Genomic DNA, 26709 nt, shown 5'->3' with positions numbered 1-26709 from the left:
GTCTTTGCGGATGTGGATCCTAAGGCGCGCATCATGCAAGAAGAAATTTTCGGACCAGTCGTGGCCTTTACAAAAGCGAAAGACTTCGACCATGCGATTGACATTGCGAACAACACCGAATACGGCTTAACAGGAGCAGTAATCTCTAACAACCGTGCAAACATCGAAAAAGCACGTGAAGACTTCCATGTCGGAAACCTTTACTTCAACCGCGGTTGTACAGGTGCCATCGTTGGTTACCAACCGTTCGGTGGCTTCAACATGTCCGGTACAGACTCCAAAGCCGGTGGCCCAGACTACTTAATCTTACACATGCAAGCGAAGACAACTTCGGAAATGCTTTAATCAAATAGTCAAGAGCCTTTGAATAAAGGCTCTTCCTCTCTTTATTTTTTGTCAGAAAATTATGCGAAATAGGAGTGTTTTTTATGGCGACAAAAACAGCACAAATTATTGAACAAACGGAACGTTACGGTGCGAATAACTATCATCCGCTACCAATTGTTATTTCTGAAGCGGAAGGCGTTTGGGTAAAGGACCCGGAAGGCAATAAATATATGGATATGTTAAGCGCTTACTCTGCAGTGAACCAAGGACATCGTCATCCGAAAATCATTCAAGCGCTAAAAGACCAAGCGGATCGTGTGACCTTAACTTCTCGTGCGTTCCATAACGACCAATTAGGTCCGTGGTACGAAAAAATTTGTAAGTTAACAAACAAAGAAATGGCTTTACCAATGAACACTGGGGCAGAAGCGGTAGAAACAGCGATTAAAGCGGCTCGCCGTTGGGGTTACGATGTAAAAGGTATTCCAAACGATCAAGCAGAAATTATTGCCTGCGAAGGAAACTTCCATGGCCGTACGATGACAGCGGTTTCGCTTTCTTCTGAAGAGGAATACAAACGCGGCTTCGGTCCAATGCTTCCTGGGATTAAATTAATTCCATACGGAGACATTGAAGCATTAAAAGCATCGATTACTCCAAATACCGCAGCGTTTTTAATTGAGCCTATTCAAGGAGAAGCAGGAATTGTCCTACCTCCAGAAGGCTTCTTAAAAGCAGCTTATGAAGTATGTAAAGAAAACAACGTTCTTTTCATTGCTGACGAAATTCAAGCAGGTCTTGGTCGTTCCGGTAAGATGTTTGCTTGCGAATGGGAAGATGTAGAGCCTGATATGTACATTTTAGGAAAGGCGCTAGGTGGCGGTGTATTCCCTATTTCTTGTGTGGTTGCTAACAAAGACATTCTTGGTGTATTTAACCCAGGCTCTCACGGATCCACATTCGGTGGAAACCCAATGGCTTGTGCGGTTTCATTGGCGGCGTTAGACGTGTTAGTGGAAGAAAAATTAGCGGAACGTTCGCTTGAACTTGGTGAATATTTCATGAGCAAATTAAAAGAAATTAACAACCCAGTGATTAAAGAAGTTCGTGGTAAAGGCTTATTTATCGGGGTTGAACTTCACGAGCCTGCCCGTAAATATTGCGAAGCCTTAAAAGAAGAAGGACTATTATGTAAAGAAACTCATGAAACGGTCATTCGCTTTGCTCCCCCTTTAGTGATTACAAAAGAAGAACTCGATTGGGCAATCGAGCGTATTAAAAAAGTGCTGTCATAATGTTACAATGACATCGTAGACAGATTTTAGAAAAAGAGGCGAATTCAATGGCGGAAAATCTCAATTTATTTACTTCAACACAAGATGTCATTAAAGAGGCTCTTGAAAAATTAGGGTACAACGAAGAAATGTACGAATTATTAAAAGAACCGTTACGTATGCTCACAGTTCGGATTCCTGTCCGTATGGATGATGGAACGGTAAAAGTGTTTACTGGGTATCGTTCTCAACATAATGATGCCGTTGGTCCAACAAAAGGAGGCGTCCGATTCCATCCGGAAGTAGATGAAGAAGAAGTAAAAGCACTATCGATGTGGATGAGCTTAAAATGTGGCATCGTTGACTTACCGTATGGAGGAGGAAAAGGCGGCATCGTCTGTGACCCACGCACGATGTCCATGGCAGAGTTAGAACGTTTATCCCGTGGTTATGTTCGGGCCATTAGCCAAATCGTTGGTCCGACAAAAGACATTCCTGCCCCAGACGTGTATACGAACTCACAAATTATGGCGTGGATGGTCGATGAATATAGCCGTTTACGTGAATATGATTCTCCAGGTTTCATTACTGGAAAACCGCTCGTTCTTGGTGGGTCTCAAGGCCGTGAAAAAGCAACCGCCCAAGGGGTCACCATTTGTATCGAAGAAGCTGCGAAGCGTAAAGGGATTGATATTAAAGGTGCCCGAGTCGTTATCCAAGGATTCGGAAATGCGGGCAGCTTTTTAGCGAAGTTTATGCATGATGCGGGTGCAAAAGTTATAGGAATCTCGGATGCGTATGGTGCATTGTACGACCCGAACGGACTTGATATTGATTATTTATTAGATCGTCGTGATAGTTTCGGAACGGTTACAACGTTGTTTGAAAATACCATCACGAACAAAGAACTGTTAGAACTTGATTGTGACATTTTAGTACCAGCAGCTGTATCTAACCAAATTACAGCTGAAAACGCTCATAATATTAAAGCGTCCATCGTTGTTGAAGCAGCCAATGGACCAACCACTTTGGAAGCGACACGCATTTTATCCGAACGTGGCATATTATTAGTTCCAGACGTATTAGCGAGTGCTGGTGGCGTGACTGTTTCTTATTTTGAGTGGGTTCAAAACAACCAAGGGTATTACTGGACAGAAGAAGAAGTGAATGAAAAACTACGCAAAAAATTGGTAGAAGCGTTTGATAATGTGTATCAAACCGCGCAAAACCGTCGTGTCAATATGCGCTTAGCGGCTTACATGGTCGGAGTTCGTAAAATGGCTGAAGCATCGAAATTTAGAGGTTGGGTATAATTCACATAACAAGCACCCGATTTTATATCGGGTGCTTGGTTATTTCAATATGATATTAACGTGTTGGTTTTGCTTGCGCTTCACGTTCTAATCCCTCATTAGGCTTAAAGAGTAAACCAAGGTTGATTAAGCCGGCAATTCCTACTAAGCCATAAATGACTCTTGCTAGGGCACTATCTTGGCCACCGAAAATAGCAGCTACAAGATCAAATTGAAAGAATCCGATTAGTCCCCAGTTAATGGCGCCAATAATAGTAAGAACTAGTGCAATACGTTGAATCGTGCTCATGTTGATTTCCTCCTTTAAGATGATTCGTTTACTATCATGTGTGTTTCTTCAAAAAATATACATGTGACATTGTAAATTTTCTCAAGTAAGCAAAAAATTTTGTCACATCGTTCCAAATAGACCATAATAAAAGAGAGGAGGGATCATTAATGAATCAATTTACGTTTCACAATCCAACGAAATTAATTTTTGGAAAAGGTCAATTAGAACAATTAAAAACTGAAGTACCACAATACGGGAAAAAAGTATTGCTTGTTTATGGTGGAGGAAGTATTAAACGAAACGGTTTATACGATGAAGTACGTACATACTTAGACGAAATTGGTGCAGAAGTGTTCGAATTATCAGGCGTCGAGCCAAATCCACGCCTTTCCACTGTGAAAAAAGGTGTAGAGATTTGTAAACAAGAAGGCATTGAATTTTTATTAGCTGTTGGTGGCGGAAGTGTCATCGATTGTACGAAGGCGATCGCTGCGGGTGCGAAATACGATGGCGATCCATGGGATTTTGTCATTAAAAAAGCCGAAGTGAAAGAAGCATTACCTTTAGGAACGGTATTAACGTTAGCCGCAACCGGCTCAGAAATGAACAAAGGTTCCGTCATTACGAACTGGGAAACAAAAGAAAAGCACGGTTGGGGAAGTCCAGTAGTGTTCCCGAAATTCTCTATATTAGATCCGACCTACACGAAGACGGTACCGAAGGAGCATACGGTGTATGGCATTGTTGATATGATGTCCCATGTGTTTGAACAATATTTCCACAACGTAGAAAATACACCTCTTCAAGACCGGATGTGCGAAAGCGTATTAAAAACTGTCATCGAAGCAGCTCCGAAGCTTGTAAATGACTTAGAAAATTATGAGCTTCGTGAAACGATTATGTATAGTGGTACCATCGCATTAAACGGGATGCTTTCCATGGGGGTTCAAGGGGACTGGGCGACCCATAACATTGAGCATGCGGTTTCGGCTGTGTATGATATCCCACATGCTGGAGGACTTGCGATTCTCTTCCCGAACTGGATGAAGCATGTGTTACATGTGAATCCGCAACGCTTTAAGCAGTTAGCCGTTAATGTATTTGATGTAGATCCAGCAAGAAAAACAGATGAAGAAGTAGCTTTAGAAGGAATCGAAAAACTTCGTGCATTCTGGACAAGTATCGGTGCTCCGTCTCGCTTAGCGGATTACGGTATTGATGATAGTCAATTAGAACTGATGGCCGAAAAAGCGACCGTATTTGGCGAATTCGGTCACTTTAAAAAATTAAACAAGGAAGATGTACTCGCGATTTTACGTGCATCGTTATAGAAAAAAAGAGGAAGGCGTATGCTTTCCTCTTTTTTCGAAAAAAAATCATAAAAGTTCCTTGTGTTTTATGATGAACTATGGTAACATTAATTTAATGTTTTTGTTCGAATCATTTGAAAGAGTAAGGCATTTATCGCTTTTCGTCTTGAAAGTTGAGGCAGAACAGAAATAAATATTTTTTATGTGTTTACATTTAGGAGGAAATGAAATGGTAACAGGTAAAGTAAAATGGTTTAATTCTGAAAAAGGCTACGGATTTATTGCTGTAGAAGGGAAAGACGATGTATTCGTTCATTATTCTGCCATTCAAGGCGAAGGGTTCAAAACGTTAGAAGAAGGTCAAACGGTCAGATTCGAAATCGAGCAAGGTGCTCGTGGCCCACAAGCTGCAAACGTACAACTATAAGTGAACTTGAAGGAAAAGCTGTTCACCCAATGGGGGTTGGACAGCTTTTTTGATGTCCTGACAAATAGAAAAAGGAAAATGGAAGAAAAATATTATTGGATACGCTTACATTTAGTCGCCTTTCTTGATAATCGGAGGCCATTTCGATAAAGTGAAAGGAGAAGAAAACTTTAGTTGGAGGAAAGAAAATGACACATATTCGTTTTGATTATTCGAAAGCGTTGTCGTTTTTCGGAGAGCATGAACTTACATATTTACGTGACGCCGTAAAAGTCGCTCACCATTCGTTACATGAAAAAACGGGAGCAGGAAACGACTTTTTAGGATGGATTGATTTACCTGTGAACTATGATAAAGAAGAATTTGCCCGTATTTTAAAAGCGGCCGAAAAAATTAAAAACGATTCCGATGTGCTTGTAGTCATTGGGATCGGTGGTTCCTACTTAGGGGCGCGTGCAGCAATTGAAATGTTAAACCACAGTTTTTATAATGCCCTTCCAAGTGAAAAACGCCAAACTCCACAAGTGTTATTCGTTGGAAACAACATCAGCTCTACGTACATGCGCGATGTAATGGACTTATTAGAAGGAAAAGACTGGTCCATTAACGTTATCTCAAAATCAGGTACGACAACTGAACCAGCGATCGCCTTCCGTATTTTCCGTAAATTATTAGAAGAAAAATATGGCAAAGAAGAAGCGCGTCAACGTATTTATGCAACAACGGACCGTCAAAAAGGTGCGTTAAAAACATTGGCCAATGAAGAAGGCTATGAGTCATTCATCATTCCTGATGATGTCGGGGGACGTTATTCTGTGTTAACAGCGGTTGGTTTGCTACCGATAGCGGTTAGTGGAATCGACATCGAAGCGATGATGAAAGGAGCCCAAAAAGCTCGTGAAGATTTCAGCCATTCTGAGCTAGAAGACAACTTAGCATACCAATACGCCGCGGTTCGTAACATTTTATACAACAAAGGAAAAACAATCGAAATGCTCATTAACTATGAGCCAGGCTTACAATACTTTGCCGAATGGTGGAAACAATTATTCGGCGAAAGTGAAGGAAAAGACCAAAAAGGAATTTTCCCAGCATCTGCGAATTTCTCTACGGACTTACACTCTTTAGGTCAATATATCCAAGAAGGTCGTCGTGACTTATTTGAAACGATCATTAAAGTAAATAACCCACGTCACGAGCTCGTTATTGAAGAAGAGGAAAGCAATCTCGACGGCTTAAACTATTTAGCTGGAAAAACAGTCGACTTCGTGAACAACAAAGCGTTCGAAGGAACACTTCTTGCGCACACTGACGGAGGCGTACCGAACTTAGTGGTAGAAATTCCAGCGATGGATGCGTACACATTTGGTTATTTAGTCTACTTCTTCGAAAAAGCATGTGCGATGAGCGGTTACTTATTAGGGGTTAACCCATTTGACCAACCTGGTGTAGAAGCATATAAAGTCAACATGTTTGCCCTACTTGGAAAACCAGGATACGAAGAGAAAAAAGCGGAACTTGAAGAGCGCTTAAAATAAACGAAAAGGACCTGCTCCTTGAAGGGAGAGGTCCTTTTTATATGTACGGATGAAATAACCGAAAATGAGGGAAACTAATCTCACAAAAGGTGAGGAGGTACAAAAAATGATTGAAATTCCCTCAGAACTAGAAGGTCGGCATTTTGATTTATATAAGCTCGAAAAATTAATGAAACCGCTTGGTTATGAGATTGGCGGTAACTGGGACTACGACCACGGTTCGTTTGATTACAAAATTGCGGATGAAGTAGGCTATCAGTTTTTGCGTGTACCGTTTCAAGCGGTCGATGGTCAATTAGATTCCCGGGGAACCGTTGTGGAGTTCAAACGACCGTACTTGCTTTCTCATAGGTATCAGAGAGGGTTAGACGACTATGCGAATACGGGAACATTTTCGGGTTCAATTAATCAATTTTCCGAACCGGCCGATTCGGATGCACAGTTCCCGGAAAAGCATATTGAAACTGGGAAACAACTTGTCAAAGATCTTGAACAAATGTTGTTAAACGAATAATTACACATTCGAAATGATAAGGAGTTCATCACATTTTGATATTTGGATCGAAAGCGGGGGATTGATGTATGTCTGTCCCTCTTTTTTGACGCCTAATAGTAATATTTGTTGTTCGAGTAAATGAGAGCTCAATTCTTGAAACGATAAAGGTTGCCACTCTTCCTTTACCGGAATGAATTTAATTTTGCTTCCTTTTAATTCATCTAAAATCGATAATATCGTGTTCGAAATCCCGTTCGATAAAATACTATTGAGCATGAAAAAGCTTGATTGCTTGTTTGTTTGAATAATTTCATCCGCTCCCGCCCGCTTAGCATTCGTTGTATTTTCTTCTTTTAAAATTTCTACGATGCAATATAAGTCACGTTTCAACCCTTTTGCGGCTAATAATGTTAAAATGGAATACATATCTGCTTGGTGCTCGTCTTTATTTTGATCGGCCGTAATCAATAATATCGACGCATGACGAATGTTGGCTTTTAACAAGGAGGCGTCTAAATTTGGTTTTCCTTTAATAAAATGTACATGATGGTCTGTGTACGGATTTTTATCGAGCGTCTCATCGATCAACGTAATCATCGTTCCGTTCTTTAAAAGAAGCAGTTGATCTATGACCTCTTTCGCCCGCTCGTTCCAACCAACGATGACCGTATGATTTTTTCCTCGAAACATTCCTTTTCCCTCCAATTGGGCATTTTGTGTCGCCACCGCCGCACTCGCCAGCGATATAAAATACGTTGTCAAAAACCCGACTCCACTTAAGATGACAAGCATAGCGATTAACCGACCGAGAATTGACTCGGGTACATAATCGCCATACCCAACGGTCGACATCGTCACGATTGCCCACCAAACACCGTCAAACACCGTCGGAAACTTCTCTGGCTCAATGAGATGGATAACGCCCCCAAACAAAAAAATAATTGCCATTGCTATTAAAAAAACACGTAATGATATTGGAAATCGTAAAAATATTTGATAAACCGGATGCATCACGTTCATCTCCTTCAAACCATCCCATTGTTACAGTATGGACGAAAGGTAAACTCCACAAACATAGGGATGGTAAAAATAACCATAGACGATAGATGGGGAGGAGAACGCTTTGCCCAAAAAGATTTATTGTAACCGATGTTCACGAGAAATCACATTCCGTGGGGATTTAGTGACTGTTACTTTTATAATTTCAAGTCGTCCCATATCATGAGGGCTGCTACATAAAAGACCTAAAAAGGAGTGAAAACCCTTTTGTTAGACAATGTGCCAATTAACGGATTTTCTGGAACATTCGGGACTATCATTGCGGTCATCATTGGTATGATTTGTTTTTTTGTTGCTAAGGGCTATGAAAATCTAATCTTAATTATACCTATACTTACTGTCATCTATCGGTTGTATTCTTATGTTGTCTATGAGCGGCATTTGGAGAAATAAATTTTTTGCTCATAATATGAAGAAATTGCTCATAAGTCATAGTTTTTTCTCTTCTCATAGATGGTATTGCTCATAAATATAGAAAATTTGCTCATAAGTCTAAGTTTTGTTCCCATATCCTAGTGATATTGCTCATAAAAAATAAGAAATTGCTCATAAGTTTAAGTTTTATTCCCATATCCTAGTTGGTTTTCTTGTAAATATAGAAAATTTACTCATAAGACCAGAGTTTTTTACCTTAAACCTAAAATAATTGTTCATAAATTTTGTACGGCAAGTAAATCGGATCAAAATGCAAAAGAAATGAGGCAAACTTCAAAACAGAGTGGAGAAACTGCAAAAGAAAGACGGAAAAGTGCAAAACAGAGGCTGGGAACTGCAAAAGAGTAGCGTCAAACTGCAAAAAGATGTGCAAAACAGCAAAACAAAGGTAGGTAAATGCAAATCAGAGGTGGAAAAGTGCAAAACAAAAGGTTGAGACCTTCTAAAGAAAAGTGGCAAACTGAAAAAGTGGTGACAATCTCGAATTATTGATGTTAAACCTAAATATGGGCGAAACCGAGAAAAAAATCATCGGAACTTAATGAACAGCGTCAAACCAGTAATAAAGTTGGTTAACTAGAATAATTACTTGAAACTGGTAATAATTCCGATTGAATTCGAAAAAAGTAATCCAACTGTAATAAAGGAGGTTCGTATATTATCTATTAAACGTTAATATAGTCGTGAATGTAATATTTTTAAGTAATAATATAATAGGTATTTTGCTTTTTATTATTTCCTCTTGCCAATGACAGTTATAAAACGTTATAATATTTCTTACGCAATGAGGGAAAATGTTAAAAAAATAATACGGGGCATTAGCTCAGTTGGGAGAGCGCTACGCTGGCAGTTCTCCGCTGGTTAATTCTCCGTGGGGATGTAGCTCAGTGGGAGAGCACTTGCATGGCATGCAAGGGGTCGTGGGTTCGACTCCCATCATCTCCATTTAACAATTGCACAGGGCTCAGCTTGTGAGCTGAAACAACCTTCTTGATGAACTCCGTACAGGAGAACATTAAGGAGGTTTTTTTAATGCTCATTGAGATGGTTCAAAAGGATTACCTAGCAGAAAAACGTTTTGAAGGGTTGACTGAGCGAAGCATTAAATCGTACGTTGATTTGTTCAAAATTTGGAATGAGTGGCTTGCTCAACAGGGAATTGAAAGAATTGAGGAGCTAAATCCAAGAACAACTAAACAGTTCCTTCTCTGGTGTCAAGAAGAACGAGGAAACAAACCAAAGACAATCAACTCTAAACTAAAGCTTTTGAGAGCACTCGCAAAATGGATGGTTGAGGAAGGCTTGATTGAGGAGCCATTTACCAAAAACATAAAGCTTCAACGAGAGGATGACGCTCCAAAGATTCTCTCTGAGAAGGATTTACAAGATGTTTTACGCTACCTCAGAAGGGTGAAACGAAGAGAAGACAGCTTCACAGCCAGAAGAAACTACACTTTGATTCTCTTCCTCGCTGGAACTGGCTTGAGGTTGTCAGAAGTCCAAAAACTGACTTGGAAAGACGTAAACTTTGATGACTCACTCATCATGATTAGAACGAGTAAAAGCAGAAAAGCTCAAAGTGTTCCGCTCAGTGATGTTCTGAGAGCTGAATTACTGGACTACCAAGATTATCTCAAGAGGAAGCTCCCAAGCGTTCCAGACGCTTTGTTTGTGACCAGACAAGGAGAACCATTGAAGAAGGATTCCATTCAAAACATTTTCAAGCGGATTCGAGCAAGGCTTGGTTTAGAGGGTTACTTCTCCCCTCACACTTTGAGGAACTTCTACATTAAGCAACTTCTCAAGGGAGGAGCAAACATTCGAGAGGTTCAACTCTTAGCTCGTCACTCAAAGCTTGAAGTCACTAAGCAGTACATTGGTTACTTCTCACATGAGTTGAAAGAGTGTCTTGACGAGAACAACCCATTGAGGGGATTGCTGTAATGGAATTTAAACCATTAAACGACTCACACATGTACTTCCACTCACCCATTCGAGTTTGGAAACAAGGAAACAGAATTAACGTAAAGATTGAACTCATTGGCGTGCTTCTCTCAGTGTCACCTCACAAGCACCCTAAACAGTTTGAGCGCTTGGAAAGATTGCTTGGAGGAGAATTACCGCCATTCATCACTTACAAAGAAGATTGACTCTTGAGCTGGCTCCAAGTGAGCTGGCTCTTTTCTTTTTTACTTACTCATGAGTTAGCTCCCTCCTCAGTACACCTCACCAGACAGGCTTAGAAGTCTCTCAGAGCCTTCCTGTGAGCTGGGTAACTAAGGACATTTCCCTTCTCAGTTAACCTCTTGAGCGTGGCTCAGAGAGCTCCTCAGAGTGCTTACACTCCCCTCCACGCCTTGGAGTTTTCCCTCCAGAGAAACGCAACAGTTAATGGACTCATTACCAGCTGTACTCAGTCCAAAAAAGTGTTGATTTAACAGGCTTTCTCGTGAGCTGGCTACCTCAACAGTGGAGCCAGTCGGAGTCTAGCGACTCCTCCAGTGGAGCTTTCGAGAGCTTAGCTCTGGAGCTGGCTACCTCAAAGGGATGACTCCAAAAAAAAATTAGACAGGGGGAGCCTTCCAGCTCGCACCTTGCCATTTGTACATGAGGTAAATTTTCAAAACCCGCTTTTGAGGTTACCCTCTGAGCCAGCTCCCAAGTCACCCTCTCCAGCCCCCTCCCCTAAGCAACTAGGGGGGGGTACTTCTTCAGAGCCACCTCGCAATTTTTTTTGAAAAATTTTTCTCAGAAACCCGCTTTTGAGAGAAACCCTCCAAAGCTCCACCTTCTTGCTTTTAATCTTTTTCAAGTGAGTGCTTGTAACAATTCTCGCAGATTGCAATTTCTCGTTCTTCCCAAGTTCTCAAGACAGCGTTACATTTCATGCAACGTTCTAAGTGATTCCCTCTTTCGTTTTGTTTAATTAGTTCCTCTTTAGCTCTACCCAATGAAATGACCTCCTTTAAGTGATAATCTCTCTAAAAAATTGTACCTTTTAGGTCAAAATTCCTGCAAGAACCTCTTTTGAGTTGAGCCTTAGAGCCAGCTCAAGGAGTTTCCCTTCTTCTCAATCCAAAGAAAAACCATTGAGACAGCAAACCTCAAAAAGGACACTTTTATAAGAAATTCTTAATAAAACTGTCCAATTTCACCTCATCTCTACTTAATTAAAACAAAAAGTAGGCACACCCATTGAGCCAGCTCGTTAGTTAACCTCAACCATCTTTGAGTTGGAAACCCCAACTCTTGTTATAGTCATAACTATAAGCTTAGTTGGGGTTTTGCTTTTAAGCACTCTTCCTCACGAGTCAGCTCATTAGTTAACCTCATTGACACTTTCTCTTAAACTTCTTTTCCTCATTTTCAAAACAAAAACCATGAGGAAGCTTAACTCAAAACTAGCAACCTACTTATAGATTATAACTAGATTGCTGGTTTTTTAGATTTACCTACTTACAAAAACAAAAAAGAAGGTTAACTCCTTGAGCCAGCTCACTTGGTTGACCTCATTTTTCTTTCTCATGGTTAATGCTCCAAAAGGTAACTTTTTATGTAGTTTTCCTAATAAAATATTACCATTTTAGTTTTTCCTCCTCTGAGTTAGCTCACTAATTAACCTCGTTTTTCCTTTCTCATGGATTCAAAAAAAATTTTTTTAAGTAATTGTTTCCAGTATTGAGTAGCTGAGGAAGCAAGCTAAAACGCTCAAACTCCTTGGTACACAAGGGATTGAAGCTCAAAAGCACTTCCTCAGAGGTGGGAAAAAGCTCCTTTTGAATACACACTTTCGTAAAGGTTATTAATGAGGGCACTAATGAGGGCACTTTTTGAATGAACACTTTTGTAAAGGTTATTAATGAGGGCACTTTTTTAAGGTTCTCACTCAAAGTTGCTTTTAAGAATTTCGCTCAATCATGCACCCTCTTGAGGTGCACTCTCTCCCTTGTTGCTCTTTTGCCAAGACCTTCTGAGGTGAGACACAGAAGCGAGCGAGAGAGCTTCAAGTTAGTTAGGTTAACTCAAAAAGTGTTCGCTTTTATAAGAAATTACTTAATAAAACTGAACACATTTTCTTAATCAACTTCCATTCTTTTAATTTTTCTCAATGGTGAACAGCTCTTTAGCTGTTCTTTTTAAATGCCAAGAAAATGAATGGAAGTGAGCTAATTTACATTCTAAGGAGGTTAAAGTCATGAAGTTGATTGTTGTTAACGATTTAGCTAATGCAATTAAGAACAAGGGAATGACTCAAACTCAGTTCGCTGAAAAGCTAGGAGTTGACCAACCTACCGTTTCAAAGATTTGCAAACAAAAGCGCTACACTCTTGAGCGACTCCAAGAAATTCTTGAAGCTCTTGGTGAGCCAGACATTACAAAGGTAATTCGAGTAATTGTGATTCAAGACTAAAGAGGTGAAACTATGAATTTACAAGCTGTGAAAGTTGATTTAGACAACCCTAAAGAATTCACTCACTTGATTGGTTTATTGAAAGCTAACAAGCTGGCTCAAGAAATGAACAACACTTTCACTGAAGTAATGAGTGAGAGAGGAAAGAAATTGACCGAGGAAGAAAAGTTCTTTTCACTCGCTAACTTCCACTTCATGAGCTATGAAGCACCTTACCGCACTCCAATTGTTTCAGCTGGTTACACTGGGTTTGGTAAAACAACCATGATGATTACTTTTGTTGAAACCATGAGCCAGCTTAGACCAGAAACTTTTGGCTGTGTAATTGCTGTTGAAAAAATTACTCAGATTGATGAGCTTGAGAAAGCACTTAACAAGAATGGGAAAATTGCTTTTGGTTTGAAAGGCTCACAAATGTTCGCTGACAAAGCGAAATACAGAAGCCAATTTGATGAACAAGCAAAGTTTCCAGTGTTAATTCTCACTCACGCAATGCTTGAGGTGATTACCAAAACAAGCAAACTCCATGAGATTGACTTTTGGTACAACTACACTGGAGCAAAACAAAGACGAGTACAGCTCCTCATTGATGAGAAACCAAAGCTGTTAAACAACGTGGTAATTACCCCAGACAGATTGAACCGCTTTGTTGACCTTGTTAGAGGAATTAACCAGAGGAAGCATGGTAGTGACTTTGAAGGCTACTACCTACGGGTGAGACATTTAGCTGACCAACTCAATGAGGTGTTAACAGCTCCAAGAGGTAAAAGTGACGCTAAGACATTTTTAGTTGAGCCAGTTGACCCTTCTTACTCTGTTTCTTCTGAGTTGCTTGCTGACTGGATAAGCTCAGTTGATGACAAAGACAAAGACCTTCTCCCAGCGTTCCAAGAAGTAATTAAGCGAGGAGGAACCGCTAATGTGTTTGAAAGTGGAACCAGCGTGATTGTAGCTGTCAAGGGAGCTTACGATTTGAGCTACATGAACACGATAATTTTTGATGGAACCAGTTCAGACTCTAGGGATTACAAGCTCATTGAGAAAAATGCAATGTTTCCTTTGGTAGCAAGGCAAGCTACCGAGAACGTAACTTTCAAGATTTACAACAAGCTTGAGTTGTCCAAAGAGAAACTTAAAGACCTTAACACGTTTTACTCTTCAGTGAAGCTTGCCAAAGAGGTAGCAAAACAACACAAACAAACTCTGGTAATTGTGTTCAGTGATTACTACAACAAGTACCATGAAGCTCTAAAAGACGAGATTGACTCTGGAGCTGTCTCGCTGGTTTACTTCAACAGCTTGACAGCAACAAATGAGTTTGCTAAGTGTGACGCAATTCTTCCGCTTGGTACTTTTAGAAAACGTGAGTCTTTCTACTTTGAAAACACTCGTTTGATTTACGGTGAAGTAAAAACCTTTGAGGTGGTTAAGAGACCGACAATTTTCTTCAAGGATGAGAACACTCACAGTTACCTCATGGGTGACTTAATTGAGACATTAAAGCAAGCTGTTGGTAGATTAAGACCTTACAACGCTGATGAAATGAAAACTGTTTACTTAATTACTCGTTACCCAGAGGTTGTTGAAGCTTTCCAAAAGGACTTTGTTGGAGCTAGGTTTGAAGTCTGGAACCCTCCAGTAGAGCTTGGAGGTGAGACTTCTAAGGAGCGACTCATTGACTGGTTGTTTGAGTTTGCTAATGAGCCAGCTGGAACAAAGGTGAAATGCTCTTACGTTTACAAGGAAGTCTTGAGAATTGGAAGAACACAGTGGTCAGAGATTAAGAAAAACAGAGATGTTCTCCAGCTAATGAAAGAATTAGAAATTTGCTTCTCTGGCTACCACATTGAGAAAAATTAAAACAATGGGGGTTTACTCAATGAGAAAAATTTACGGAGTCGAACATGACATTGTTCAATTCGTCATTGAGAATGTTGACAAACGAGCTTTGAAGAAAGTTTACCTTGAGAAGCTAGAAGCATTGTCAAAGAAACTCGCTTACAGCTACTGTCAACTCAACAAGAGTGATTACTGGAAAACACAAAAAAAGATTCTTGATGTTCTCAGACGCTTAAAATGCAGACCAGAGTTTTACATGGTTCGTGAAGAAAACTAAAAGCTGTAAGTTCAGCAGGAGAGAGAGGAAGATGGAGAACGTGAACACCTTGCGCTTAACTCGCTTCATTGTCGTTGATGAAGGTAAAAAGCGCTGTCTCATGATTGTACAGACTCTTCACCGTGAGAAGCCTTGGAATGGAGTCAAACCCATGAAAATGCTTTACAAAGTGAAGAAATTCAACAGCTGGATTGATGAGCTGATTGACAAGAAGCTTGTCACCCCAGAGTTTTTCAATGGGGAAGCTGTCATGGTAAGTGATGAGTACCAGCCATTCAGTTACGAACGACAAGAAAAAGCCAGAGAGCTGATTTTCAAACGACAAGCTGAGCAAGACTACGAGGAATTTAAGCTCTTGAACTTCTCGAAGGTTGTCATGCTAGAGTACCGCTTTTTTTACCGTGAGTCTGGCAGGGAAATGAAAAAGGAACGTCTCACTCAACTGGTAAAACTGGAGCGGAAAACTGACAACTACGACTTTAACACCTTACTTGTTCTTGAGAAGTTCAAAGAAGGTAAAATTCAACTCCCAGAAGTACCAAAAGGAGCACATGAGGTGGAGATTACTCTCAAGCTTGAATTTGCTCCAGACTCTAACAAGAACTACGGTCAAGAGATTCCTCTTGAGGTCATTCTACTAGCTCAAGAGGGAGTCATTAACGCTGAGGTTGTTTAAGCTTACGAAAAGAATTAAACCCCACAGCAAGCCTTGTGAGGTCGACTCAGAGGGCTCTTTGTCGTGGATTAAAAACTAAAACAAACATGGAGAGTGATGATGATGTTTAAGAAAAAAGATGAATTGACTAAAAACCGTGAGGAACTTGCGTTGATTGAAGGTACTTTGTCTGAGTTGAGAGATAAGCTTGGTAAGTACCAGACATTACTACGTTCAGCTCAACTAGAGTTAGAGCTTGAGGGTTCCGCTTCAGACATTAAGAAAAGAATTAAGCGGTTCGAGGGAGGAATTAAAAAGATTGAAGCTGAAATTGCTGAGCACCAACAAAGAGCTAACCAGCTTCAAGCTGAAATTGACGCTGAGCTTGAGAGACAGCGACTAGAGAAACTTGACAAAGCGGTTAAAGAGTTTGAGGGTTACGCTTACCGTCACCACAGAATTAGCTTGCTAAGAAATGAACTTACTCGTTTGACTCCAGTTGTTGAGTCTAAAACTGGCTTGATTGATTACCAACCACTAAGAAAGCTTTACGGTCTACGCTACGGTGAAGAGTTTAGACCAGAGCACCAAGAAGGCTTAGATAAGTGCGAAGAAGCTAGCAAGCGAGCACGTGAGAAAGCTGAAAAAGAAGTGGCTTCTCTGATTGCTCAAATTAAAGAGATTGTTGGACTTTAAGTGATTTGATGAGGGAGTTTAGTTCTCCCTCCTTCCTTTGATTAAACAAGAGGGAGAGGTGCACTAATTCAAACGGAGGGGTGCGTGATGTTCAAACTCAAAAGCAAAACTGACTCAGATTTTTTTAACTGGAGACTAAACGAGCTTAAAAGAATGACAGAGCATGAGTCTCAATTTAGAGATGAGCTCCTCAAGTTTTCACTAAAACAGATGAAGCTCAATGCTGAGTTGAAAGTTTTGAAACTAGGAGGGAGGAAAGTTGAGTCTAAACAAAACATTTAGCGAGGAAGAAATTACTCGCTTGTTCTCTGGTGAGCTGGTTGTCAAGAATGGCTCTAATGGTGAAAAGATTGGCTTTTTCGCTGGGGGTTCCTTTCTTAATGGAACCAAAACTGAGAAATTTAATGAGCAACTCAAGGGGGAAAAGAAAATGGCTAAAAAGGTGAACTGGGAAAGAATTAACGAGCTGATTGAAAAAGCTCTGAATGATGAAGGACTCAACAAAGCTGAGATTGACGAACTAAAAGACTTGCTCAAACGAGCTGAGGAGGAAAGAAAGCAAAAGAAAACTGAGAAGGAGTCTCTCAGTGAGAGAATTGATTTGAGCATGACTCTTGTTCTTGGTAAGAAAGCTCTTGAGCAAGCTGAGAAGCGATTCTTTGAGAGTCTCCCCCTCAAGGAACGTCTCAAGGTGTTGAAAGAGAAGGCTAACAATGTGGAGAAGTCTTTCACAAAGGTTAACGCTAAGATGAAACACCTTGAGAAAGAACGTGAGGAGCGTGAACTACAAGAGTTTTACGAAGAGTACGCTAAGAAGTTTAACTACAAGCTTTGATGAGGTGGCTTTCAGATGGAAAAAGAAATTCTTGAGCTCATTCATGAGGTTGACACCACCCTTCAGCTGTTAATGAACAAGAAAGAAACTCTAAAGGTTGCCATGAGTGACGCTAGAAGTAATGGAAACGAGGATTTGCACCATGAGAAGTTGATTCAATTCAAAGACACAGACGAACAAATTTTAAAGCTTTCAGAGTTAAGAAAGAACCTTCTGAAAAAGCTTAACAACTCAGTAGATGTTGACAAGAAATTTAAAGCTGTTGTTCTCAAAAGTGAACAACTTTTTGAGCAGAGGTGAGAGTGAGATGGACAAAGACAAACGTGTTTTAATTGCAGAAACCATGAAGAACTTACAAGAAGCTGTTTTTAGCAGTGATTTGGCTCTCATGTTCCAGTACGAACAAGAGCTTTGTTACTTAGTTGGCGAGGAATTCTCCATGGGGTTCCTCAACGACTTAACACAAGCAAACAAAGGAAAAGGAAACATTGTCATTGATGTTTACTTGAGCAAGGTCTTTGACCAAGGAGGTGAAAACAGTGCCAAGATTCGCTGAACTGAGTAAAGATTTACAGCTAAAAGTGAGACAGATTGAAACTTACGCTAATGAGCTGGGAAAAGATTCTCCAGAGTGTAGAGAGCTCTGGTTAGAACTCCAAAAGGAAACTGTCATTTGTGGCGCTCTCAAACGAAAAGACGGAGTTTACTCAGCTTGCTTACGTTCTCCAGTTGAGGGGTCTCAACGCTGTGCTTGGCATGGTGGCAACTCGCTGGCTGGAGAGGAGAGAACACCAGCTCAGAAGTTGGTTACCATGAAGTACCTTAGACCAGAAGCAAGCTTTGTTCATGGTCTCTACTCTGAGGAGTCTACTTTCGTGAAGTCTCTAACTGACGAGGAAATTCAATTCATGGCATGGCTTGACAAGAAAGTTCGTGAGAATTACGAGGTTGAGGAAGGTCTTGGTGATGTGATTCTTGAGGGCTTACTTCATGACGCTGTTTTGCATTTCCGCTTACTCAACAGCGGTAGACTGGAGAGAGGTTCAAAGCACACAGCAAAGCCACTCATGGACTTAATGAAGGCTTGTAAAGAAATGGGATGGACTAAGAAAGAGAAAACTTCTCAGAACCAGTCTCAAAGTGTTCTTGACGCTTGGCTCAAGAAGCTTGATTCCGTGCCAATGAACAAGAAAGAGGACAATGACGAGGAGGAAAAACAAAAACCATTAAACTAAGCTAAGGAGCTTTCCCTCTCAGACTGATTCACACAAGACGCTGAACCTTGCTTCCAGCAAGGGGAGTCTTTAGGGTCAGTCTTTGATGGATTGCTCTTTTGTTTTAACAAAACTGGAGGCGGAACCTTTGAAGGTAAAAAACTCTTTTGCGCTGTCTAACAAATTAATTGTTTTCATTGACACTGAGGTGAACCCCTCCCCTGCTCTAAGAGCTCTAATCAGGGATGAACAAAAAAAGTACAAACAAGGCTTCTCTGAGGTTGTTGTCATGGGAGCTAAAAACTCAACAGTGACGTACCGCACAGCGTAAAACTTGTGAGTTGACAACCTTCAGATGGACTCTGTACAATAAAAACTGAAAATTAAACCTGTACGGAGTCCAAAAGAGGTTCAAGCCTTGTGGCTGTACGGGGCATTAGCTCAGTTGGGAGAGCGCTACGCTGGCAGCGTAGAGGTCACCGGTTCGAGCCCGGTATGCTCCATACTTATACACAAGCGGAAAAAACCTTGATATATCAAGGTTTTTTCTTTAATTTTGTTTATATAGCAAATAGAAACTCTTGCTAAACTAACTCTTTGGTCATATACGTATTATTTAATAAATTCAACAATTTACTGTTCTTTACTAGACTTATAGCCTCTATTGTTTATCCTAAGGTGGTAGGACAGGAAGTGGATTCATTCAATCCATTAAAGTTTAGGGCTAATTTTTAACGGTGAAAGCTGAATAACACATTTACTCATAGCAGAACCAATGCTTTCATTCTTCTTCTTACTTAGCTATGCAAACTTCCCTTCAACCAAGCGCGAGGTCGATATGGACCGATCGGAATTTGGATTAGGGTGGTTTTTCCTTGTGGCCCCATCTTGTAAATCGCATCACATAAGTTCGCATCAAACCCTAGGAGTGGGTGCCCCCCCAGCCCGAGGGCTGCCGCCGCTAACAATAATCGTTGCACGAGCATACCAGCTTCCATCTGTTGGATACGATAACCTCTATATCCCAGTTCCGTTATGAAGTGATCCTTGTCCCCTGCTACATGTAGGCAGAGCGGTACTTGGAACAAATTTACATTATGTCCAGACATTCCGTATTGTAACTGGAGACGATGATCTCCGAGATGTATCTGTCGTAATGTATGGGCAGCGCTATCATAATGATATGCACCATTCGGAATACCTTCAATATTATACAAACAGCCATACAATGAGACACGGGACTCATGCATCTTATGTGCTTCATCCAAATCATTTCGATACGAGAAGGATGTCGTTGCCTCCTGAAGTAGTGCGGCCAATTGCAGTTGACTTACCTTTCCCAAAACGAAATCCATGTCCGGTGAATATCGTGTTCGACAGACCGACGCCAAATCATAAGATAGCCGCTTCACGTGAGGTAGAACCACCGATTCACCTTCACTATTCATCCTTTCCTTTGCCTTGATCTGTCGAAACAATCGCGTTGATTCCAGCATGGATGCTTCATTCATTTTAGTTAACATCGGATAGTCGATAATCCTCCGTGACCGGACATAGTGATTACAATCAATTGCTGGCAACTCTTGGCATAATTCGTCGGAAGAAACAATCTCGTCTATATCACTCCCGTTCGTAAACAAGACTGTAGGTTCCACCGATAGCGGAATAACCGTATACACGCTTTCTTCCTGTTCGGATAGCCCAAGGAGATGGTTGATGGCCCGATCAAGAAATTGGAAGTACACCCCTGATGCAAAGCCGAACCGTTTTGCCACTTCTAGTAACTGTCCAATCAGTACACCAGCATCCAGCCCTTGCAGACGGTAGGCAAAGTTATTGTATTTAAAGAAATTTTTCCAAAACATAGTTGACACAAACACAGTACCGAAACAAGCAGACACGTCACAGCGATTACCGAGAGCACGGGCAATATATGAATCGCATTTCCCTTCTCGTAACAATACCAAGCGATGATGCGCTACATCATAATGGTACACTCCAGCAGGCAAATCCTCTATCTTTAGATATACGTACAATTCGTTTGGATATAACGCCCCGCCGGAAGGAACAAATCGTCGATATGACTGCATGAGGTCGGCCTCTTGTTCTGTCGAATCCAATGGAAAGACTGACTGACAAAATTGAGTGAGACCGTATACATACCAGAGAAAATGACCGATTTCACGAAGGTCAGGCGTTGTGGGAACTTTTCGTCCTTCAAGCGTCAGTGGTACTTCCAGAGAAAGAGGAACCACAGGCAAACCGCGATAGAGCTTATACGCAAGCGGTGCATCTTCCCAATCCACTTCCCAGTCCGGTGGGCTTGCCTTCTCAATGTCAAAATGTAGATTGTGTAGAAATGCTTCTAGACTCATCCTCGTACCTCCTAGTCTCCACTTATGGAAACGGATGCGGATATGGATTGAGCTGTTCAAGTGTCAGTGGTTGTTTCGCATACCCGAGTTCCATTGGTACCTTCAACACCCTTTCCAGCCCTATTAAGCGAGTAAGGTGATGTCCAAATGTCATCGGCAACATCCCCGGAATCAGCACTTTCACACAATACAATCCGTTTCTTAAGGTTTCCGATGTGGTCTGGTCCACCACAATCACATCAAGGTTCAATCCACGAAATACCTGAAGAATGTCCTGCAAATCATCGGTCAGGTCTGTATGTCTCGCCTTCCACTTAAATTCCTCGTGAAACGTTCGCAACGGACGACTATCATCCAGCAAAAACTGTAGGCGCTCTTCCGCTTGTGGTAAACCGTACAGCATTCCATGATCATCCATCTTCTGGACAAGGGAAGAATCTTGTAACATTCGCACATACTCCTCCTGGTTGGCTTCTAATTTCTCGTCAAGCGTCAGCATCATACCAGCCAACTCGTGAACCGCACTTTTCACCGCCCGTACCGGGTCTGGATGAGCTCCAGCCGCACAAATGATATTCAATCCCTTTTGCTTCCTATTTTTCGCTAACGCCCAAACGCTTGGAATTCCATGCTCCATCGTCGAGTTAAACAAATGCAGATCATATCCCGCCACCGCCCTTACACGATCGACCATCAACTGCAATTCTTGATCGTTAGCAGAATAAGGGTCAAGACGCGGGAGAGACAGCTGCGCGTACCAAGTCATCAGGAACGAATCACGCTCCACCACTTCCAAAATACCGTAGAAAATAGCCTCCTCCAAACTCCCGCCTAACGCGCATCCGTTGGACGTTTCATAGACAAACCCCTGTCCACAACCCAAGCTGTAATAGGCAAGCAACTCTGGAACCAGAATCGGACGCTCTTGTAAAAACGAATAGCCCCATACCCAATTCATTGGGCGATCAGGATGAAACGGTTTAAATGGAAAACCGGGCTGTTCATACTGTTCTTTCGCGTGTACCCCTACTTTGACAGGATTGAGAGCTTGATCTCTCAGATTACGGAAACTATCATGCACCACTGTCCGTTTTCCACGGGGGGCGATACCGCAGGACCGCTCCAAGCCCTCCAAAATGGCAGTTAACTCGCTTACCGCATATGAATGAGTCCGGCCTGCTACTCCCTCATCTGCCGTGAACAAAGGTAGGTTTACGATGACATCAGCAAACGGCGTCGCGAATTCATATATTTTACCATTCAAAAATCCGGTCCGGTGATCTAGATAGTCTTTACGCAGAACTTTATTGAGATCGTCCATCGTACGGCAACGGTAACTATCGGGGCTGATTTTTGGACTTGGTTTCAGTGAAATTTGGGCTGCTGTCGATGAATCGTCAGGTAAAGGACTACAGACTGCACACAACGAATCGGGTAAAATAAAGTGGCATGAGTTCTCCAGTGTTTTTAGGTTAAGCAAAAACACCCGTCCTTCCGAGCGGGGCAAGCTGCCTTGTAAGACCCTCTGTGCCTCCTCCGCTAGCAAGTAAGCCATCTGCAAAAGTCCCGTGCGAGATACCCACGCGTCACACGATATTCCTCCTTGCTTCGCCAGCTTCTGTTGCATCTCCCACATCTCTTTACGGTCGCGTCCTGCCATTAATAGACGCGTGTCTGCACACTGAGAGCACCCCGGCGTACCCGGGCTTACCAGTGGACCAATCACCCCCTCACCAAATGAAACAAAGCCTCGCAGCCAAGGGATACCGATTGGTCGTAACACCTCTTCCGCTTTTTTATGAACCGATGGATTCCAGCCATCGTGCAATACTAGAACCAAATCGGTTGCTTCCGGTACGCCTGCCTCGAAGTCGGTTCGACGAACTACCTGGTATTGGGTAGGCAGTTTTTCGCACACAAAATCAGCCAATAACCCTTCTCCGACAACCACCACGATAGCACTCACCGGGATTCCTCCTCTCGCACCAATACACCAAACACTCCTGCCAATTCCTTTCTCAAAAATGGTTCCAGCGCTAGTTCAAAGACCAAGAGCCGCTTGTGGTTTCGTTCCAACACCTGCATTGCGGACTGTAAGACCTCAGATTGTGTCGTCTCTTCACATGTAGGGACTACAAGGCTTAGCGGCACCTTTTTTTCCAAAGGTACGGATGAAACCTCCAAAGCTTGTATCGTGAGACAATCCTCTTCGTTTTGTGCTTTCATAATTGCCTGTTGTAGCGCTTTCTGTAACGCCAATGTTATATTCAAACCTACACTACCATACCAGCGACCGTTCGTTCCAACCCATACCACAGGGAAGCCGGCCACTTTCTCTCCTAAGCCGATTATTGGTGCTCCCTGCATTGTTGTCAGTGCTTGCAAATAATACCGGCAGCGCTCATCTTCTACCGTACTCAACTGCACCCGAGAGACAGAATTCTTCTGAGCGATCTGTTGCTTTCTAAGTTCCTCAGCCAAATATTTTTGTAACCCACGGCAAACACCTTCCGCAAACGTTTCACCCGCTCCAACACCAATAAATTCCTGCGGTTTTACCATAGTACTGTCTACTTGCTGATGTGGAGGTAGAGCCGTAACGAGCTCACTGATCATTCGCGACACATACGCTTCAATTCCGGCCAGGCCGGCTTCTCGACGTGCCTCCTGATGTGTCAGACCTGTACATACAATGCTTGGCAACAGCTCAGCCGGTCCCTCCGATAACGGGTCAATTGTCTGAACGCGGCACTGGGCTAACGGCAGCTGCTTTAAATTTCCTTCCTCCCAAATATGGAAAATCCCCGATTTCTCCGATGTCAACTGGCTAAAGTAAAGAAACAATTCGCTCGGTTCACCTCGGCTTGCTCTCTGTTCGAGCCGCAAATCGAAATCTTGAACCCATTCGGCTGTCATACGTCCAGTCACCAACGGATGAGGCATGAACGAATGCCAGTTTCCTTCCAATGTATCCAAATCAAGCAGGAAGAATTGATTCTTTTGTTCCGATTCGGTCACTCCGGTAACCTTTTTAAACAATTCAAACACAATCACATTGGCCAACATCGCTCCTGCTGTTGAAGAGAAAGTGTCTAATGGCTGATCTTTGCTAAGCGCGGATTGGTGCAGGCAGCGCCATGCAGACTCCCAACATCCTTCAGAGTCTGGGGAGACTAGCGGACCTGCCAGTCCCACCTGCTTCAGACATATGGCGGGGAGGAACATCTTCTTCTCTTCTCTACAAACCGTATGAAGAAGTCGAAGTTCCTCTACATCGCGATCCTGCGACACATACAAAATCGAATCAAACGGCTGCACAATCTGCCGCCAAGAACGTTCCTCCTCCTTCTGCAGTGTGACCTCTTCTATCACTACCTCGGGGTCCGTTTTACGGGCATGTAACACCAGTTCCACTATCCGCTGCCGATTAGTTGGCACAGTTTCCGTAACCAACACGTGAAACTTGGGCAATCCAGATTCAATCAACGCAAAAACCAACGAGATAAAAAAAGGGCCAGAGCCGACCGCCAACACTTTGGCCTGACGATAGGCTTGAAAACGGTACGCGCCCGAATCACCGAAACTGTCCAAAAATTCAATTTGAGAAGCATACTTTTTAAGAATCTGATCAGCTAATTGATGCGGACGGTCTTGGCTCACGTCCCTAACAAACCCGTTTCGGTACAGCACTTCTGCAATTTCATACACCCGATCCCGATATGGTCCCGGCAATCCGTCTGTCAAATCCCCCAACGTGTACTCCCCATTGAACATCGGTATCAGTTTTTCAACCCACTTATCGATCATACTGCCTTCCATACGGAACGAACTTAAGTTGTTTCGAATATACACACCGCTGTTTGAATCAGGGAGAAAAAACGTATCCCTTTTCACTTTCAGACGCATAGAAGGGGTCAAATTTGTCATTCTGCTCCTCCTTACCTGTAAGCTGTTCTCGAATCTGCATCAATTACTTTCACTATCATCCTATGAACCGCATTTTGTCTGTTATGTCTAATCTTAAAGAGAAGAGCCCCTGCAACAACTCATGCAGGGGCTTCTTAGGCAATAAGTTTTTCTTTAGAAAACTGGAATGATTAACCACCACAGCGATTGCCACAACGACCACCGCAGCGATCACCGCAACGACCACCACAGCGATCACCGCAACGACCGCCGCAACGAAAACAGTTAGAGCAGTTAAAGCAAAAAAAGCAACTAAAAAAGCAACTAAAAGAGCAACGACCAAAACCACCGCATTGTCGAGCCGAATCAATATAATAGTTTTGGTTCCAAGGAACTGCCTCACTCGCCTGGAAATCACCAACATTCAACATTTGAAGTTCCCTATGGAAATTATTCATTTTCATACCTCCGTATTTAAATTCATAAGGGTTGCCAGCAACACGAAAAGGGAAACAGAGCGAATATCCTCTGAAAAACAATTGTTTAACAGATAAATCTGACAATACTTCGAGTACTCTCCCCAACAAAATATGAATGATAATTGGGTATTGTTACTGATTGAAAGGCCTATTTTTACTGAGTTTTCGTAAAACAGTACAAAATGGAAATGAGATGGGGGTGATCACATGATCAATAAGGCTGCAGATTTTCAGAAAAACCAAGACTAAGTTAGCAAGCCTGGGGATACAAGTAACTTATTTCAACGTCTAATTTGTGGGGCATCTTTAAATTCTTATGTAATCGATTATCAAGCTTTGGCACAAACCTCATTTACTTATGATTCGGTTCTCCTTAATCTCTCTAACAATGATTTATTATTATTATTAGTGATTACTTATCATAAAATAGCAAAGACCATAAAAACTTGGGAAGCTCACATTTTATTAAACTTTCAACACCTTATAAAACCAAAAGCAGAGAGTACGAACCATAAAATCAAGAACATTAATAAAAAGGACCTTCCAATTAATATAGCCAACCACGGAAAAAGCTAGTGGTAGTCACCACTAGCTTGATCTATTTTGTAAGGGATCCGACCTTTGCATCTTTACAATCAACCGTTTTAATCCGGATTTTCGTTTCGTAAAGCAGCTGATTCTTCCTCTTTAGATGTTGTTTTTTTAGCATCTGTTTCATCATCCATGTCATGTGCTTTTTCAACATTATTGACAATAACTCCGACGAGCAAGTTAAAAATAATAAAAGTACCAAACAAGATAAAGGTGACAAAATACAGCCAAGACCATGGAATTTCCTCAAAAATCGGTCTCATTACACCGCTAGCCCATGATTCCAATGTCACCACTTGGAATTGCCGGTATCGTTAATAAAAGTGCATTCACCATCCGGATTACTTATAAATAGGGAATGAAGTTTCTAAACACAAAAAAACTGCAGAAGTATCCTACAGTAGTTAACCTTTTATAAATATAATTTTTTAATTATGGACTTGAAGCTTGTTACCAGTTGGGTCATAAAAGTAAAAAAAGTGATGTCCATTATCCATTTGTATTTCATCAACTTCTACACCGTGATCAGATAAATGTTTATGTAATTTTTCGATTTCTGAAGTCGTGAACCCTACTGAAAATTCAGGTTGGTCATTTATAGTAAAATGCCCGCGGGAATCTTTATCTGCTTGAACCAAAACTAACAATGGACCCGTCTTTAACTCCAAAACAGCTAAGTCGCCTCTATTATGTCTTAATTTGAAACCTAAGCATTCCGTATACCATTTTACGGATTCACCTAAATCAATAACAGGAATTCTAAAGTAGTGGATTCCATTGATTAAAGATTCGCTCATTAAAACATCCTCCTTTTGGAATTGTTTACTGTTATTTTCTATAATATGGTTTGAAATCCTTTATATTCAGAATTAATTGTTTTAACATGTTTACCGAAAAGTCTCCCACATCTAAGCGAAGTGTAGATAGGAGAGGTTCATTCAGTACGTACAGATATGATGATGCATTAATGGTAACTGAAAG

At 41.6% G+C, this 26709-nt stretch carries 27 protein-coding genes and 2 tRNA genes; 21 read left to right on the top strand and 8 right to left on the bottom strand.

The annotated features are described in order from the left end of the window. The 3 genes from ABES52_RS15595 to ABES52_RS15585 form a co-directional block, all read left to right on the top strand. Positions 1-345, top strand: a 345-nt coding sequence (locus ABES52_RS15595) for an aldehyde dehydrogenase family protein (protein WP_429652145.1), incomplete at its 5' end; no start/stop codon positions are given. A gap of 83 nt (positions 346-428) precedes the next feature. After that, positions 429-1622 carry an ornithine--oxo-acid transaminase gene (locus ABES52_RS15590; RefSeq protein ID WP_429652144.1) on the top strand — a complete coding sequence of 398 codons (1194 nt, stop codon included), beginning with the start codon at positions 429-431 and terminating at the stop codon, positions 1620-1622. A gap of 47 nt (positions 1623-1669) precedes the next feature. Next, positions 1670-2914, top strand: a complete 1245-nt coding sequence (locus ABES52_RS15585; RefSeq protein ID WP_429652143.1) for a Glu/Leu/Phe/Val family dehydrogenase — start codon at positions 1670-1672, stop codon at positions 2912-2914. Between the two features lie 55 nt (positions 2915-2969). Here the strand turns inward: ABES52_RS15585 and ABES52_RS15580 are convergent, their stop codons facing one another. Beyond that, the gene (locus ABES52_RS15580) at positions 2970-3203 is read right to left on the bottom strand and encodes a DUF378 domain-containing protein (protein WP_429652142.1); all 234 of its coding nucleotides are present in this window, start codon (positions 3201-3203) and stop codon (positions 2970-2972) included. A 149-nt stretch (positions 3204-3352) separates the two neighbouring features. Between ABES52_RS15580 and ABES52_RS15575 the strand changes: the two genes are divergently transcribed. From ABES52_RS15575 to ABES52_RS15560, 4 genes are all read left to right on the top strand, one after another. Next, positions 3353-4516 (top strand): iron-containing alcohol dehydrogenase, encoded by a 1164-nt coding sequence (locus ABES52_RS15575; RefSeq protein WP_429652141.1) that lies wholly within the window; start codon positions 3353-3355, stop codon positions 4514-4516. A gap of 208 nt (positions 4517-4724) precedes the next feature. Continuing rightward, positions 4725-4922 carry a cold-shock protein gene (locus tag ABES52_RS15570; RefSeq protein ID WP_429652140.1) on the top strand — a complete coding sequence of 66 codons (198 nt, stop codon included), beginning with the start codon at positions 4725-4727 and terminating at the stop codon, positions 4920-4922. A gap of 188 nt (positions 4923-5110) precedes the next feature. Further along, positions 5111-6460 (top strand): glucose-6-phosphate isomerase, encoded by a 1350-nt coding sequence (locus ABES52_RS15565; protein ID WP_429652138.1) that lies wholly within the window; start codon positions 5111-5113, stop codon positions 6458-6460. Between the two features lie 106 nt (positions 6461-6566). Continuing rightward, positions 6567-6974, top strand: coding sequence for a YugN-like family protein (locus ABES52_RS15560; protein WP_429652137.1), 408 nt, complete (start codon positions 6567-6569; stop codon positions 6972-6974). Here ABES52_RS15560 and ABES52_RS15555 read toward each other — a convergent pair whose 3' ends face one another. Then, entirely contained in the window at positions 6975-7967 is a 993-nt protein-coding gene (locus ABES52_RS15555) for a potassium channel family protein (RefSeq protein ID WP_429652136.1), read from the bottom strand. A 255-nt stretch (positions 7968-8222) separates the two neighbouring features. Between ABES52_RS15555 and ABES52_RS15550 the strand changes: the two genes are divergently transcribed. From ABES52_RS15550 to ABES52_RS15485, 14 genes are all read left to right on the top strand, one after another. Further along, entirely contained in the window at positions 8223-8408 is a 186-nt protein-coding gene (locus ABES52_RS15550) for a hypothetical protein (protein ID WP_429652134.1), read from the top strand. Between the two features lie 915 nt (positions 8409-9323). Continuing rightward, positions 9324-9395 (top strand) — tRNA-Ala (locus ABES52_RS15545). Positions 9396-9482: 87 nt separating this feature from the next. Beyond that, on the top strand, positions 9483-10394 hold the full coding sequence (locus ABES52_RS15540) for a tyrosine-type recombinase/integrase (protein ID WP_429652132.1): 912 nt from the start codon (positions 9483-9485) through the stop codon (positions 10392-10394). Beyond that, positions 10394-10600, top strand: coding sequence for a hypothetical protein (locus ABES52_RS15535; protein ID WP_429652130.1), 207 nt, complete (start codon positions 10394-10396; stop codon positions 10598-10600). Before ABES52_RS15540 ends, ABES52_RS15535 begins: the two co-directional genes overlap by 1 nt. 2045 nt (positions 10601-12645) lie before the next feature. Further along, positions 12646-12861 (top strand): helix-turn-helix domain-containing protein, encoded by a 216-nt coding sequence (locus tag ABES52_RS15530; RefSeq protein WP_488168061.1) that lies wholly within the window; start codon positions 12646-12648, stop codon positions 12859-12861. A 12-nt stretch (positions 12862-12873) separates the two neighbouring features. Further along, complete coding sequence (locus ABES52_RS15525) at positions 12874-14721, top strand: hypothetical protein (RefSeq protein ID WP_429652129.1); 1848 nt, start codon at positions 12874-12876, stop codon at positions 14719-14721. 19 nt (positions 14722-14740) lie between these two features. Continuing rightward, on the top strand, positions 14741-14977 hold the full coding sequence (locus ABES52_RS15520; RefSeq protein ID WP_429652127.1) for a hypothetical protein: 237 nt from the start codon (positions 14741-14743) through the stop codon (positions 14975-14977). A 31-nt stretch (positions 14978-15008) separates the two neighbouring features. Next, entirely contained in the window at positions 15009-15653 is a 645-nt protein-coding gene (locus ABES52_RS15515; RefSeq protein ID WP_429652125.1) for a hypothetical protein, read from the top strand. 99 nt (positions 15654-15752) lie between these two features. Continuing rightward, positions 15753-16328, top strand: a complete 576-nt coding sequence (locus ABES52_RS15510; protein ID WP_429652123.1) for a hypothetical protein — start codon at positions 15753-15755, stop codon at positions 16326-16328. A 259-nt stretch (positions 16329-16587) separates the two neighbouring features. Continuing rightward, positions 16588-17163 carry a mediator of RNA polymerase II transcription subunit 21 gene (locus ABES52_RS15505; protein WP_429652121.1) on the top strand — a complete coding sequence of 192 codons (576 nt, stop codon included), beginning with the start codon at positions 16588-16590 and terminating at the stop codon, positions 17161-17163. Positions 17164-17178: 15 nt separating this feature from the next. Next, positions 17179-17463 (top strand): hypothetical protein, encoded by a 285-nt coding sequence (locus tag ABES52_RS15500; RefSeq protein ID WP_429652119.1) that lies wholly within the window; start codon positions 17179-17181, stop codon positions 17461-17463. Positions 17464-17470: 7 nt separating this feature from the next. After that, a complete protein-coding gene (locus ABES52_RS15495) occupies positions 17471-17719 on the top strand; it encodes a hypothetical protein (protein WP_429652117.1) in 249 nt (82 codons plus the stop codon). After that, a complete protein-coding gene (locus ABES52_RS15490) occupies positions 17703-18398 on the top strand; it encodes a hypothetical protein (protein ID WP_429652115.1) in 696 nt (231 codons plus the stop codon). Before ABES52_RS15495 ends, ABES52_RS15490 begins: the two co-directional genes overlap by 17 nt. Positions 18399-18807: 409 nt before the next feature. Continuing rightward, positions 18808-18880 (top strand) — tRNA-Ala (locus ABES52_RS15485). 294 nt (positions 18881-19174) lie between these two features. Here ABES52_RS15485 and ABES52_RS15480 read toward each other — a convergent pair. From ABES52_RS15480 to ABES52_RS15455, 6 genes are all read right to left on the bottom strand, one after another. Continuing rightward, a complete protein-coding gene (locus tag ABES52_RS15480; protein ID WP_429652113.1) occupies positions 19175-20752 on the bottom strand; it encodes a SagB family peptide dehydrogenase in 1578 nt (525 codons plus the stop codon). A gap of 22 nt (positions 20753-20774) precedes the next feature. Continuing rightward, the gene (locus ABES52_RS15475; protein WP_429652111.1) at positions 20775-22718 is read right to left on the bottom strand and encodes a TOMM precursor leader peptide-binding protein; all 1944 of its coding nucleotides are present in this window, start codon (positions 22716-22718) and stop codon (positions 20775-20777) included. Next, positions 22715-24679, bottom strand: coding sequence for a putative thiazole-containing bacteriocin maturation protein (locus ABES52_RS15470; RefSeq protein ID WP_429652109.1), 1965 nt, complete (start codon positions 24677-24679; stop codon positions 22715-22717). Before ABES52_RS15470 ends, ABES52_RS15475 begins: the two co-directional genes overlap by 4 nt. A 170-nt stretch (positions 24680-24849) precedes the next feature. After that, complete coding sequence (locus ABES52_RS15465) at positions 24850-25089, bottom strand: heterocycloanthracin/sonorensin family bacteriocin (protein ID WP_429652148.1); 240 nt, start codon at positions 25087-25089, stop codon at positions 24850-24852. A 692-nt stretch (positions 25090-25781) separates the two neighbouring features. Then, positions 25782-26015: an ion transporter gene (locus ABES52_RS15460; RefSeq protein WP_429652107.1), complete on the bottom strand. Its 234-nt coding sequence runs from the start codon at positions 26013-26015 to the stop codon at positions 25782-25784. Positions 26016-26156: 141 nt separating this feature from the next. Continuing rightward, the gene (locus tag ABES52_RS15455) at positions 26157-26525 is read right to left on the bottom strand and encodes a VOC family protein (RefSeq protein WP_429652105.1); all 369 of its coding nucleotides are present in this window, start codon (positions 26523-26525) and stop codon (positions 26157-26159) included. Positions 26526-26709 lie beyond the last annotated feature (184 nt).

Origin of the sequence: Aeribacillus pallidus (assembly GCF_050478865.1) — a bacterium.
Taxonomy (GTDB): Bacteria; Bacillota; Bacilli; order Bacillales; family JACDOC01; genus JACDOC01.
This window is presented reverse-complemented; position numbering and strand designations above follow the sequence as displayed.

Coding starts and splice junctions, on each gene's coding strand:
- ABES52_RS15590 (WP_429652144.1), top strand. CDS start 429: ATGGCGACAAAAACAGCACAAATTATTGAACAAACGGAACGTTACGGT.
- ABES52_RS15585 (WP_429652143.1), top strand. CDS start 1,670: ATGGCGGAAAATCTCAATTTATTTACTTCAACACAAGATGTCATTAAA.
- ABES52_RS15580 (WP_429652142.1), bottom strand. CDS start 3,203: ATGAGCACGATTCAACGTATTGCACTAGTTCTTACTATTATTGGCGCC.
- ABES52_RS15575 (WP_429652141.1), top strand. CDS start 3,353: ATGAATCAATTTACGTTTCACAATCCAACGAAATTAATTTTTGGAAAA.
- ABES52_RS15570 (WP_429652140.1), top strand. CDS start 4,725: ATGGTAACAGGTAAAGTAAAATGGTTTAATTCTGAAAAAGGCTACGGA.
- ABES52_RS15565 (WP_429652138.1), top strand. CDS start 5,111: ATGACACATATTCGTTTTGATTATTCGAAAGCGTTGTCGTTTTTCGGA.
- ABES52_RS15560 (WP_429652137.1), top strand. CDS start 6,567: ATGATTGAAATTCCCTCAGAACTAGAAGGTCGGCATTTTGATTTATAT.
- ABES52_RS15555 (WP_429652136.1), bottom strand. CDS start 7,967: ATGCATCCGGTTTATCAAATATTTTTACGATTTCCAATATCATTACGT.
- ABES52_RS15540 (WP_429652132.1), top strand. CDS start 9,483: ATGCTCATTGAGATGGTTCAAAAGGATTACCTAGCAGAAAAACGTTTT.
- ABES52_RS15535 (WP_429652130.1), top strand. CDS start 10,394: ATGGAATTTAAACCATTAAACGACTCACACATGTACTTCCACTCACCC.
- ABES52_RS15530 (WP_488168061.1), top strand. CDS start 12,646: ATGAAGTTGATTGTTGTTAACGATTTAGCTAATGCAATTAAGAACAAG.
- ABES52_RS15525 (WP_429652129.1), top strand. CDS start 12,874: ATGAATTTACAAGCTGTGAAAGTTGATTTAGACAACCCTAAAGAATTC.
- ABES52_RS15520 (WP_429652127.1), top strand. CDS start 14,741: ATGAGAAAAATTTACGGAGTCGAACATGACATTGTTCAATTCGTCATT.
- ABES52_RS15515 (WP_429652125.1), top strand. CDS start 15,009: ATGGAGAACGTGAACACCTTGCGCTTAACTCGCTTCATTGTCGTTGAT.
- ABES52_RS15510 (WP_429652123.1), top strand. CDS start 15,753: ATGATGTTTAAGAAAAAAGATGAATTGACTAAAAACCGTGAGGAACTT.
- ABES52_RS15500 (WP_429652119.1), top strand. CDS start 17,179: ATGGAAAAAGAAATTCTTGAGCTCATTCATGAGGTTGACACCACCCTT.
- ABES52_RS15495 (WP_429652117.1), top strand. CDS start 17,471: ATGGACAAAGACAAACGTGTTTTAATTGCAGAAACCATGAAGAACTTA.
- ABES52_RS15480 (WP_429652113.1), bottom strand. CDS start 20,752: ATGAGTCTAGAAGCATTTCTACACAATCTACATTTTGACATTGAGAAG.
- ABES52_RS15470 (WP_429652109.1), bottom strand. CDS start 24,679: ATGACAAATTTGACCCCTTCTATGCGTCTGAAAGTGAAAAGGGATACG.
- ABES52_RS15465 (WP_429652148.1), bottom strand. CDS start 25,089: ATGTTGAATGTTGGTGATTTCCAGGCGAGTGAGGCAGTTCCTTGGAAC.
- ABES52_RS15455 (WP_429652105.1), bottom strand. CDS start 26,525: ATGAGCGAATCTTTAATCAATGGAATCCACTACTTTAGAATTCCTGTT.